We start from the raw sequence: 12,179 nt of genomic DNA, 5'->3' as shown, positions 1-12,179 counted from the left end.
CTTCCCGCACGTGGATCGAAATATCGCATGGCGACTGAGAGTTCGCTTCGCCTTGTGAGGACTTTGCTTACCAGCGCAAAATGCGCAGGACTTCGTAGCTTGCCTTTTGTGAACGATGCACATGCGCATGCTGTGCATTGACGGCTAGTACGCTTTGACAGCAGGGATGCGTCGCACTGCGTACAGAAACAACTCCATCCGATGGTCCGTCGAGTGACAATGGATGAGAGCAACCGATGATGTTATGCAGCTTGACCCCCTCTTTTAGCCTCATTCTTCGCATGACTTCGAGCAGTGGCGATCGCGAAGAAAGCATGTCGATGCTCGTGGGCATCCTCCTTTCGATCAAAGGGTTGAAGGTCTGTGGATTGTCGCGGATGAGTTGGTCGTGCATCTCCACCTGCAGCGGTGACGGTTCAACGAGCAATGCCGCCCCGCGGCCTATCATCTCGCTGGAGGTCAATGCTCCGCTATGCGGTGCTGCGATGAAGATAACTCGCTCAATATTTGGTGACGGATCGAAATAGCAAGTCTCGGCTAAAAATCCGCGAGTTTGCTCGGTCGTCTCGATGGTTTCCAATGGCCGGTTGGCAAGATTGTTCCAGATCAGGTCTTCAGAATGAGTGATCTGAAGCTTCGCGATGAGTCCGCCCATACTGTGCCCCACCAACACCATCCGGCGCAAGGCTGGATCTCGCTGATGCGGGTCGAGCGCAGCAACAGCGGCGCGCAACTCGTTCCGCAAGACTTTTGCCGACTGCAGAAATCCCTGGCCTGTGGGATAGCGATAAGCCCACAACTGGTAATGCTCTAAGAATCCCGGAGCTGCCCGCAGGTCGTTGATCATGTCCGCCCAACTTTGTGGGTCGGAATAGAGGCCATGAATCAATACGACGGGAATCTTTCCTGGCTGGTAGGGTTCCACAAAATCCAACCGCGCTCGCGTGATTGCGCCGCTCGGTTCGATGAACCCTGCAAAGTAGGTGCGCGGGACGCTGTCTAACATCTGGGCCAACGGTGCCGTCAGATCATTCGCGAGCGGTCGTTCGCTTGCAGGTGTGCTGACGCGAGCCGTTTGAAGCGGATCATAGAACGTGAGCTGTGCGCAACTGGCGGCATTCAGCGTGCTTGAGTCAACAGGCAACGAGTCGAACTTCAGTACGACGGTTGCAGAAAAGAACGACCGCTCAGGATAGAATCTTGCTTCCAGCGCATCGCAGTTCCTGCGAGCGCGTTCAACTACTAAGGGCAACCCAATTCCCTGGCAAGCGTAGTATCTGCTCAAGAGAGACTCATGCCGAGTTGGCGGCAGGTGGAGTCGCTGGAAGTCCGCAATGTCCCAAGTGAAGCCGCTGTAATCGATGGGAACTACAAGGGTGCTTCCACCGTTACAGATTTTGAGGCCGCGGGCAGGATCAAGTCGCTGATGCCGCCCCGCAGCAGACAGCAACTTCTGCAACGCGTTGTTATAGGTAGCATGCGAGGCTCCGCGTCCCTCTGCACCTGCATCCATTTCTTGCCACGCGTGAGCGCAGACATGAAAGTACGCGTCGACGCACTGCCCATCACCGGCAGCATCCAGCGCTTCGGCTTGATCCATTGCCGAGGGGCACGAAGAAAACGTCAGCCGGCATAACTGATGTGATCCTCGCTGATGGCAAATTCCGAACGATGAGCAGCCACTTTGGCCAAGAATGATCCCTAACAGGATCAAAGCAAACAGCTGATGGACCGGATGCCGCATGAACGAGCCAGGGAAGGAAAGCAACGAGGCAGGTGTGCATCCTCCTGACGCCTTTCATACCCATCCAAGGGCTAAGTTTGCTTTGTATCGGCGTCGGCCAACTCCTTGGTGAGCCAACGGATAACACCAAGGTAAGAATTGAACGAAGCACCCACCAGTTGCCGGCATTTTCGGAAAACTTGATGATGAAATCAGAAAAGCCAGCTCACTTCGACATGACTCAACTACTGCATTCAGCGCTGCTCGTAATTCGCTTTCTATTCGGTTTTTTTGATCCGGGTGGGCATCTGTGCTGCTGTGTCCTGCAGCCAACGATCGAGGCGTTCTCTGAGTTTTGCGGCGACCTCCGGCAACTGCTGTGCAAGATTCTGAGTTTCGCCAATGTCGCTTTGCAGATCGAAGAGTTCTACCGAATTGTCGTCGTACCGACGGATCAACTTGTACTGCCCGGAGCGAATCGCACCGCCCGGACGGTTCGAGCGATGCCAAGCATAATGCGGGTAATGAAAATACAGATCATCGCGCTCCAGCTTCTTGCCTTGGAGCAGAGGGCGCAAAGATGTGCCGTCGAGCTTGGTCTCCCGTTCCAACGTCACTTGGGCCACATCCAGGATCGTGGCAGGCAAATCCATGCTGATTACAGGTGTGTCGTTGCTGGTCCCGGCAACAGAGCCCTTGTCCGGCAACTTCGGCCAACGGACGACGAGAGGTACCCGCAACCCACCTTCGTATAGGTCTCCCTTGCCTGATCGGAGTGGCCGATTATCCGTGGCACCCTCCCAACCGCCATTGTCGCTGGTTAAGATGACGAGGGTTTTATCGGCGATGCCCAGTCGGTCAATTTCGTCGAGCACCTTGCCAACTGCGCGGTCTGTGGCTTCCACCTGAGCGCCATAGACTGCGTTCTTGAGCCCCGCTCCCTCGTTGCCTTGGTACTTCGCGACCAGCTCCTGCGGAGCTTCAAAGGGATAGTGCACGTTATAGGTCCACAAGCAAATGAACATCGGCTTGTGGTGACCGGCTCGCATGAAAGTAACCGTCTCGTCAGCTAACCGATCAGTCAGGTACTCACCCTTCTTTCGCGACTTAATGGCGGGGATTCGATAGGGGTCAAAGTATGTCGGTGGCCCGCCAAAGCCACAGCCGCCGATGTTGATATCAAACCCCTGATGCTCCGGCCAAAAGGCTGGACCACCCGCCTGCCCCTCTTTGGCGTCCTGTTCCCCAGAAAGATGCCACTTGCCAAAGAAGCCTGTCGCATAGCCAGCCAGTTTAAGACGTTCGGCCAGCGTGATGGTCGCGAGGGGCAGTCTGTGTTCGGCAACCGGTGGTTGTAACGGTCGGTCCTTAGGCCAAAACGCGGGACCATCCTGGCCATGCTGGGTGATGCGGAGCCGCGCGGGTGCCAAGCCGGTGATCATCGCGCCGCGAGTCGGCGAACAAACAGGTGAAGCCGCGTAAGCATTGGTGAATCGTATTCCTTGCTTGGCCAACGCATCGATCCGCGGCGTGTTGAGGCGCTCGTTGCCTTGACAATGCAGGTCCATCCAACCCAGGTCGTCAACCATGATAAGCACGACATTCGGCGGTGCAGCGTAAGTCACTCCGCAATGCGCAAGTGCAATCAAAGTAGCGACGACCAATATTCGCAAAATGAGTACTCGTGAAGGCATCCCGACCTAATCCTTCCAGCCACGGTCGACACGGGTAGTCCGTAGCGTATTTGAACCTGTTAGCTGCCCAGCGCCATCGTTCGCTCAAGGCGACTGGTATTCCCTTGCTTGTCTTTGATTTCAATTGAAATGCGAGCGGTCTTTAAATTGGCCAACGACGACCCAAGCGGCAATTCCCAAACGCCATCGCCTGCCAATTTGAAACTGGCTGCCAGGTTCTCGTTCGCAGCGATTCCGGCAATCTCGAAGTCTGCTTTGACTTGCAACGAAGCTTGATCGAGACCCGAGCCGTAATCGTGCATGCCAATCAGGATGCGCGAGGGGGATTTGTCTTTGCCTGAATCATCCAGCGTGAGCGTCAACGTGGGCCGCTGATCATCGACTAACCAGCCCGTGCGTTTTTTGGGATCGCCCTCGAATTGCAAATCGATCGGGCAGCCGAGGTCGATCCAACGAACGAGCGTTCGGCGGTCTTCGTCGCTGAGGGGTTGCACCTTGCCGGCCTTCACCGCCTCAGGTGGAGGCATGCTGCTGCCAAGAAAGGCCAAGTGCGCGATCTCGAGCACCTGGGAAGTGGGATCAACCAACTCGCCGCGAAGCGTCATCGACTTCACGTCACCAGGCGTCGTTTCATAGGGCATGTCTTCGTTCTGCCAGCCATCGAGCCGCTTGCCATAGACCTTCCAAATCAGCAGACTGCGCCGGGATTGCATCATGGTGACATAACGCGAGGCGCTCTCCCCTCGCCAACCGTGGCGATGCCACGGCTTGTGTCCCCATTGCCCTTTAGCATCTGCCGCGAGCCGCGCATAACTGGCGGGAAGATTGATGTCGAAGCCGAGGCCGGACGGATTCTTTGCCTTCACAATTTCATCTTCATCGAGCACCAGATTGCCTGCTGGCTCGTTGCTCTCCTTGGTATGACAAGCCACGCAACTGCGGGCAAAGATCGGCTTGATGTCGCGGTGGTATTCCACATTTTTCACCCCTGCCTCGTGGCGCAAGCCGCTCTCATCGGCGGTATCCCATTTTTTCTTTGTCTCGTCGAATTGCTTGCTGGTCAGCAGCGGAGAGCGCTGGGTCAGGTCAAACAGGCTATAGTCCTTTCGCGCCGCGGCCGTGTCTTCGAACCGAGTCGGCTGTTGGCTGTGGGCGTGGCAGCCACCGCAGTCGGTGCGAATCTCACCGGCGCGCACCTGATGCCAGGTCTGCGCGCTGTTCAAAACCATGCCGTCCCTGTTGAGCGTTTGAAACGTCCAAGCAATGTCGGCAGGCAATTTCAGAAGAAAGCTAGTGTCGGGATTGCCATCGGGATCGAGCGGCTGTTTGCCTCCTGCGAACTTGCGGACCGGCACTTCGCCCAAGATACGCATCCGTTCCTTGGCGTGATTGTAATACGTCCGGCCGCGCCCCTTCACGTCCGAAGTCGGCTCAAGCGCGACAATGCGGATCGCATGAATTTCGTCGTTTGAATAAAGTCCTGCGTCGCTACCCTGCACGGTCCAGTTGTGCGATGAATCGAAGCCCTTGTATCCCGTGCGATCTTTCTCCCCAGCGTATTCGGCGGTCACCTTGCCAGGTGGCACCGCGCCGTACGGATAGCTCTCCCGCTTATAGAGGCTCGATGTGCCGACGAGCCCAAACGGCGAACCGGCGGGCAAATGTGGCGATTGCTTGCCGTCGTTAGCAAGTGGTTCCAGCCTCGCGGGTTCGTCGATGCCGTAAATCCGTTTGTAAGGTGCCAGCGCGCGGGGCCATTGCTCGTGAAAATTCGGATCATTCTTGATCAGCCGCATTTGCGCCGGCTCATCGATGGGCACACCCGACTTGATCAGATAAATACCGCTATCGAATCCCGGTTTATAACGCGTGAAGCTGTTGAGAGAACCCGCGGAATAAGCAGTTAGCAAGTGATTGTCGGGGGCCGCCGCAGGATGCGTGAACTTTCCAAGCCGCGGCGAGTTGTTGTCCTTGGGGTCGCTGGGCTGCGAGGGCCAATCCCCTTTTAGCACGAACGGCGTGAGCGATTCCATGCCATGTGGACTGAAGGGAAATTGAATGTGGATTGGCCTCCCGTCCGAATGCCGACCGTGCCGCACCTTGGCGTTTCGCTCGTGCGGCTTGTAGCCGGGGCCAAAGCTGGCATAGCCATCGGGCACGCTAAGGGGAAACTTCAGGTAGGTGCCAAAGCCGAAATTGTTGAGGTTGTAGTAGCTCTCGGCGACGATGCTGCCGTCGCTCAGCTGCGTTTGAAAGTGCGTCGAGTCAGCCGTGCCGTTGCCGATCTCAAAAGCACTCAGCAGCGGCCCCCAGCGCGTGCCGTCGGGATGAATCGACCACACTCCCCACAAGTGATGGCTTCGTAAGCCTTGCGATTCCAGCGAGCTGAACATGATCCGCCCATCCTTGAGCACCACCGGATGCAGCGCCATGCCCAGGTTCAAGTGACCAATGCATTCCACGTTGCTACCGTCGTCGTTCATGACAAACAACTGTAGGGCAAGGGCGTTCGGGGCATACCCGGGATTTGCTGCCTTGTATGCGTGGCGATCGCTCACAAACGCCAGCTTGCCGCCCGGCAGCGGACAGGGACCAAGGTTGTAAACGCCCCATGGCGGCAGTTGCGACTTCGACCACTCGGCGACGCCGGTGTTGGGAGTGAACTGCTGCCCGGTGAGCTGCACGGTAGTGCGAGTAGGCACATGAACCTTGTAGATGTCGGCCCCGTGGTGGCCGAGGGCGTCGTGCATTTTGGCGTAATAGACCCACTGTCCATCAAACGACACGGCGGGGTCAGCGATCGACTCTTTTTCTGTCACCGGCACCAGCACTTCTTCTGTGCCATTGGGCTGCAGCAGAACGAGAGGTGCACCGGGCTCCATGCTCCGTGGATCACCCACCTCAGCCCACTTCGCGCGACCGTCGGCCTTCGTACGCGGGGCGCGCACATAGACGATGGGGTAGTCGTAGACGACAGAACTATCGGTGCCAATGGCGGGCACATCCAGGCTAAGGACACCGGCATAGCGCTTCGATTCTTGTCCGCGCGACGTACCCGCCAAGCAACAGGCGATGACAGTTGCTAACCAAACTCTTGTTAAACACAACTGCATTGTGATTCCCCTGATTGAACTTTTGCTTGGCCAGAGCCCGTCGATCAATATAGGCTGATGCATGCCGGGGGCAAATTGTTTTGTTGATCCGCCGAGTTGCAAATGAAAACGTTCATTCTGTCGCTACTGCTCTTCTGCAGTTCTATCGCCGCGCTTTGCGCTGAGAACTGGCCCGGTTTGCGTGGGCCGACCGGCCAGGGCGTGAGCACGGAGACGGACATGCCGATTGAATGGAATCAGACCAAGAGTGTGCGTTGGAAAGTCGCTTTGCCAGATGCCGGTAAATCCACGTCCATTGTCTGGGGCGATCGCGTGTTCGTCACGCAGGCCAGTGAGCGCAAGCTCTGGCCGCCGCAAAAACCGAAAGATTTCACGAAGGGGGTCTCGTCCGGCGGGGCTGCCGTTCGTGGGCTGGTCGTGCGGGCGGCGCGATGACTACGCCACCTGGCAAGAGAACATCGACATGGTGCATGTCCTTACCGCTGGCCATCATGGCTTTGCCTTTTCGTGGAATAACGGTGATCATGGTGAAGGGGGACAAGCGATGGGCCTGATCAACAAGTACTACCCTGCCGAGAAGTTCCGGAAGAACGAAAGCTTTCCCGCGTTCGGCAACAGCTCGATCGATCAGCAAATGGGCGATGGCGACCCGGCCGCAGGCGAACTGGTAGGCGGCATCAACCTTGGCTTTCACTGGGGCCAGATCGTTGATGAGACGGGCCGCTGGTCCGTCCGATTTTCGAATGATCTGGTCGCAGGCGAGATGACCGTCGATGTTACGCCGCGGCACTGCCAGCAATTCAAACCGCAGCCTGGCCATATGATGCGCTGGAAAAGCTCGCTTGACGATGAGGTAACTACGACTGCGGATCGGCAAGGACTGGTGACTGATGCAAGGTTAATCTGCAGCTCGGCAAAGAAACCGTTTTGACATTATCCCAATAAAAGAGTCCTGCCTTGCGTCTAGTAGGGTTACGACGTGCGTTGTAAAGGAGCTAAATCGCGTGATCCCCTCGCCGCTGCTAACGCGAACTGCCATCTTGCTCGCTTATTTTTTGTGTTTTGTTGCCGAATCGTTAGCTCAGCCTGGGAACGGTGCCAGGCCGAATCCGCAGCTCGCCGCATTCTTCAAGCTGCATTGCATCGAATGCCACGGCGTCAATGAGCAGCAGGCCAAAGTTGCCGTTCATAATTTGGCTGTCAAGCCAGAGTCCCCCGCGGAACTCGCACTCTGGAAGCGGGTCGTGGAGCAACTGGAGAGCGGTCACATGCCGCCCGATGACGCCCGGCAACCCTCTGCGCAGCAGCGTCAAACCGCGATCACGGAGCTCCATGCAGGACTGGAAAAGGCTGGCGTCATCCGCGAAGGGAACGAAGTCGATCATGACGCGTTGTTCTCGGGCAAACCATTGGTCGACACGCATCAAGCGGCACAACGCGCAACTCCTGGTAGGCTTTGGCGGTTGTCACAGCCCGCATATGAAAACCTGCTGCGTGAGAGTTTCCGCGGCCTGCGCTCCGCTTCCCGCGTTCGCGCGCCGTGGGAAATGGTGCCCGATCCCAAGACCGGCTTTAGCGACCTCGCCTCCGCGCATCGCATTGGCGAAGCGGAATTGGAACATCACCTGCGAAATGCCTTGCCCATCGTGCGCGACACCATGGCGAACAAGTCACAACCGCCGGAGTTCGTCGCGCTGACGAAGGGAGGCGTGGCGGCTAACGCTGAGCAAGTGGCGGCTGCGGTGGGTTACGTTTTTCGCAAAGTGCTGCGCCGCGATCCCACGGTGACCGAACGAGAGCGGTATGCCGGTTTCGTTCGCAAGAATCTGGCAGCTACTGAGGCCAAGATCGCGATCGAGCAGCTATACCTGGCTGCCATGCTGCACCCGGAGTCGCTCTACCGCGTGGAGATGGCGAAGGAGCAGCCTGAGGTGCTTACGCCGCATCATTTGGCGAGGGCCATCGCCTACACGCTGACGGATCAGGCTCCCGATGCCACCTTGCTTGCGGCCGCTGCCAAGAATGAACTGGGGACGCCCGCAGAAGTACATGCCCAGGTGCTCCGCATCCTGCGCGATCCGCAAACTTCCCAACTGCGCATCCTGCGATTCTTTCAGGAGTACTTCGGCTATACGGTAGCTCCGGACGTCTTTAAAGACGCTCCCACGCTACAAGCTGCCAAGGTAGTCGAAGATGCGAAGTACACCCGCAAAGAAACTGAGTGGGCCGAGGCCGCTTATACATTTGTGCGCGATGCCGACTGGTTGATCCTTGACGTTATCGAGCAAGATCGCGACGTGCTGCGTCAGCTGCTCACCACCCGTGACACGTTCACGCTCACCAAGAGCGAACGTGGGCCGCGGCCGATCGTCGCTGCCGAGTTGCAAAACGCCAAACGCAAGCATCGCGAGAACAGCACGACCCGCGGATTCTTCCGCGGCATTCCGGTGGAGCTACGGATTTATGAGCTGGACGAGCTCGCCATCCGCCGCGATGCTTGGGCACCCGATCGACGCTATGCAATGCCAGCCGGTCATCGTTCGGGCATCCTGACGCACCCGGCCTGGCTCATCTCGCAGTCGGACAATTTTGACAACAGCCCGATCCATCGCGGCAAGTGGATTCGCGAAAAGCTGCTCGGTGCCAAACTACCTGAGATTCCGATCACGGTCGACGCTCAGTTGCCCGAAGAGCCACACAGCACGCTGCGCGAGCGGATGCGGGTCACACGCGAGACCTACTGTTGGAAGTGCCACGTGAGAATGGATCCGCTCGGCCTGCCGTTTGAAATGTACGATCACTTCGGCCGCTATCGAGAGACAGAGCTTGAGAAGCCGGTCGAGGCGAGCGGGGAGTTGCAAGGGACGGGCGATGCGAAGCTCGATGGCCCGGTGAAGAATGCGATCGACATGATTGAGCGACTTGCCAGTTCGGAGAGAGTCGAGCAGGTGTTCGTCCGCCACGTGTTCCGCTACTTCATCGGCCGCAACGAAACGCTGGCGGATGGCCCTACCCTCCTGCAGGCACACCGTGCGTATGCAGAGAACGACGGCAGCCTGCAGGCGCTGCTCGCCGCGCTGCTCAGCTCACCAGCTTTTTTGGAACGCACGACGGATGGCGGTAAGATTGAACCGTAACGCGACCTTTGGAATGCTTTTTCAGAACGGGAGATTGCCATGATCGATCGGCGCAAATGGCTTGCCGGAGTTGCGGCTGGAGGCGCGTTATTATCGCCGCTGGCCAGGGCCCTGACCGCGCAGGCCGCGAGCGCGGTGGAGCCGCCCGCTCCCAAGCGGTTTGTCTTTGTCGTGTTCGAAAACGGATTGCGAGAAAGCGAAGTGCAGCCTGAGGGCGTGCCGCTTGCTACTGAAAAGACTCGTATTACTTCCTTGGACGCGCTCAAGTTGCCCGCCAAGGTGATTGATCCCTTTGAGCCCTTCAAAGATCGCTTGACGATCATTCAGGGCTTGCGCGGCACGCATCTCAACCCAAATCACGGCGCCGGCTACGGCACGCTTTCCGGCCTGCCGCAAGCGCCGGCCGACAAACGGCGCGTGCGGGCGGAATCGATCGACGCAGCCTTGGCGATTATCTCTCCGGGCCTCTTCCCTTTGGTCGTACTCGGAATCAATGGCGGCTATACGGATACCTCGACCGCCTACGGCTTGTCCGCCTGGGGCCAGGGCAAGCCGATTCCGATTCAGTGCCGGCCGGAACTGGCGTACGAGTCGTTGTTTGGAGCTGCGGGAACCGACCGCAATGACTTCTTGGCCCGCAAGAATCTGCTCGACTTTGTATCGGGTGATTTGAAGCAAATAAAATCCGGCCTGGGCAGCGCTGAGCGCCAGCAACTTGACTACCATCTCGATGCGCTCGAGTCGCTCAGCAAACGCTGGGGGAAGCTCGGCACACTAAAGGAAGACGGCCGACTCGCCAGGCACGCTCCGCGGCCAGCGGTTGCTCCGCCACAATCGATGCCCGACGTAATCGATGCTCAGTTTGATATTGCCACTGCAGCCCTCTCGGCCGGCCTGACCAACGTGATCACCATCACCTCGGGCATGGGTAGTCTCGGCCCGAACTACAAGGGCTTTTCGAACATGGGCCAGCATAGCGCGGGACATGGCAATCCTGATCCGGAACTGGGTGTCCGAGGCACCGAGGTTGTCCGCCGGGCACATCACTTCATGGCCGAGCGAACGGCAGACCTGATGAAGCACTTGCAAAGCATTCCCGAAGGTAATGGGACGATGCTCGACAACACGCTCGTCGTCTTCATGAGCGACAGCGCGGAGCGACAACACAGCCAGGGGACGCAGTGGCCAATTGTGTTGCTCGGCAACCTTGGCGGCACGCTCAAGACCGGCCACCTGGTCAGCTACCCGATGACGGCTAAGACCGTCGAGAACGACTACGGCGAATCACGCGAGGCGGGCACCGGCTTGCCAACCAACCCAACGCTCAATCGGCTGTTTTGCACGCTGTTGCATGCAGCCGGAGCGCCACGGGAGAATTTCAACTTGCTCGTAACGGGCCTCGATCAAAACGGCCCACTTACGGAACTGCTTGCATGATCTGCGTGACAATTCGGTTCGCGATCGTTGGTTGCCTTGTCCTTGCTTCGCAGAGAACGACAAATGCGGAAGAGCGGCTCGTGGCCAGCGAGCCGCTGGTCCTCAGGCATCCGGCGATTAACAAGAGCATCGGCAACCCGGTGCATTGTCTGTCGTTCGTGAACGGAGACGCATTGCTTGTTACCGGCGCGACGTCTGGCGTTCACCTGTGGGATCCCAGCAGCGGTGAACTTAAGCAAACGCTCGATGTCGACGAACGCTCCGTCGATGCGATTGTGCAAGACCCACGCGGCACACACCTCGTTGCCGGTGGCGCACAGGGCGTGATCAAAGTTTGGGAAGCCCACACGTTCAAGCCGCTCGCCACACTGGGACCGACGGCCGGTGCCATTCGAAGCCTGTCAATCTCCTCCGATGCAAAACTGCTAGCCAGCGTTAGCCCTAATCCGCCTTCCGTGGCGACCAACGAGCGCTTTGGTCTTCTGCTCTGGGACTTGGCCACCGGCCGGCAATTGCGGCGAATCGATCATCCGCCACCGGCGTTCGGTTCAACAGTTGTCGCGTTCCTGCCGGACGGCAAGCAGCTGATCTCCGCGCAGGATCGCACCTTCCGCTTGATTGATGTGCAAAAAGGTGCGATCAGCAAAACCATCGACATGCCCGAACTGCCGCGCACGATCCAATGCCTCGCGATAAGTCGGGAAGGTCGGCTCGCCACGGGTGTATTTGAAGCAAAGCTGCGTCTGTGGAACACTATCGATTGGAAGCAGATTCTTGCCTGGGACGCACACGACAAGCCAGCGCCGCCACGGCGTGGCGTATCAACGGTCTGCTTTTCGCCCGATGGAAAATACTTGCTCAGCGGTGGGCTGGATGGGCACGTTTGTGTTTGGGATGCGTCAACAGGTCGGCAACTGCTGGAACTCGATGGCAGCGGCGAACAAACCAGTGGCTGGATAACTGGCGTCGCTATTACTGCCGACAATCGCCTGCTCGCGGCCACGCACTTTGGCGGTACGGCAACATTGTGGCGGCTGCGGAAGGCGGAATGAGAGATGAGTTAACGAGCAAGTGA

At 58.1% G+C, this 12,179-nt stretch carries 8 protein-coding genes; 5 read left to right on the top strand and 3 right to left on the bottom strand.

What is annotated here, in order from left to right:
- Positions 1–67: 67 nt before the first annotated feature.
- The 3 genes from ETAA8_RS10425 to ETAA8_RS10415 form a co-directional block, all read right to left on the bottom strand.
- A complete protein-coding gene (locus tag ETAA8_RS10425; RefSeq protein WP_202921734.1) occupies positions 68–1,252 on the bottom strand; it encodes an esterase/lipase family protein in 1,185 nt (394 codons plus the stop codon).
- 749 nt (positions 1,253–2,001) lie between these two features.
- On the bottom strand, positions 2,002–3,417 hold the full coding sequence (locus tag ETAA8_RS10420; protein WP_145087959.1) for a sulfatase: 1,416 nt from the start codon (positions 3,415–3,417) through the stop codon (positions 2,002–2,004).
- Between the two features lie 59 nt (positions 3,418–3,476).
- The gene (locus tag ETAA8_RS10415; RefSeq protein WP_145087958.1) at positions 3,477–6,530 is read right to left on the bottom strand and encodes an HzsA-related protein; all 3,054 of its coding nucleotides are present in this window, start codon (positions 6,528–6,530) and stop codon (positions 3,477–3,479) included.
- 102 nt (positions 6,531–6,632) lie between these two features.
- Between ETAA8_RS10415 and ETAA8_RS10410 the strand changes: the two genes are divergently transcribed.
- From ETAA8_RS10410 to ETAA8_RS10390, 5 genes are all read left to right on the top strand, one after another.
- Positions 6,633–6,965: a hypothetical protein gene (locus ETAA8_RS10410; protein ID WP_145087957.1), complete on the top strand. Its 333-nt coding sequence runs from the start codon at positions 6,633–6,635 to the stop codon at positions 6,963–6,965.
- The gene (locus tag ETAA8_RS10405) at positions 6,937–7,461 is read left to right on the top strand and encodes a hypothetical protein (RefSeq protein ID WP_145087956.1); all 525 of its coding nucleotides are present in this window, start codon (positions 6,937–6,939) and stop codon (positions 7,459–7,461) included. Before ETAA8_RS10410 ends, ETAA8_RS10405 begins: the two co-directional genes overlap by 29 nt.
- A 73-nt stretch (positions 7,462–7,534) precedes the next feature.
- On the top strand, positions 7,535–9,667 hold the full coding sequence (locus ETAA8_RS10400) for a DUF1588 domain-containing protein (RefSeq protein WP_145087955.1): 2,133 nt from the start codon (positions 7,535–7,537) through the stop codon (positions 9,665–9,667).
- A gap of 39 nt (positions 9,668–9,706) precedes the next feature.
- The gene (locus ETAA8_RS10395; protein ID WP_145087954.1) at positions 9,707–11,104 is read left to right on the top strand and encodes a DUF1552 domain-containing protein; all 1,398 of its coding nucleotides are present in this window, start codon (positions 9,707–9,709) and stop codon (positions 11,102–11,104) included.
- Positions 11,101–12,156 (top strand): WD40 repeat domain-containing protein, encoded by a 1,056-nt coding sequence (locus tag ETAA8_RS10390; protein WP_145087953.1) that lies wholly within the window; start codon positions 11,101–11,103, stop codon positions 12,154–12,156. Before ETAA8_RS10395 ends, ETAA8_RS10390 begins: the two co-directional genes overlap by 4 nt.
- The last annotated feature ends 23 nt before the right edge of the window (positions 12,157–12,179 follow it).

The sequence above is a fragment of the Anatilimnocola aggregata genome, from assembly GCF_007747655.1.
Taxonomy (GTDB): domain Bacteria; phylum Planctomycetota; class Planctomycetia; order Pirellulales; family Pirellulaceae; genus Anatilimnocola; species Anatilimnocola aggregata.
The sequence above is the reverse complement of the archived record's forward strand: the minus strand, read 5'-3'. Positions and strand labels throughout refer to the sequence as shown.

Coding starts and splice junctions, on each gene's coding strand:
- ETAA8_RS10415 (WP_145087958.1), bottom strand. CDS start 6,530: ATGCAGTTGTGTTTAACAAGAGTTTGGTTAGCAACTGTCATCGCCTGT.
- ETAA8_RS10420 (WP_145087959.1), bottom strand. CDS start 3,417: ATGCCTTCACGAGTACTCATTTTGCGAATATTGGTCGTCGCTACTTTG.
- ETAA8_RS10390 (WP_145087953.1), top strand. CDS start 11,101: ATGATCTGCGTGACAATTCGGTTCGCGATCGTTGGTTGCCTTGTCCTT.
- ETAA8_RS10395 (WP_145087954.1), top strand. CDS start 9,707: ATGATCGATCGGCGCAAATGGCTTGCCGGAGTTGCGGCTGGAGGCGCG.
- ETAA8_RS10410 (WP_145087957.1), top strand. CDS start 6,633: ATGAAAACGTTCATTCTGTCGCTACTGCTCTTCTGCAGTTCTATCGCC.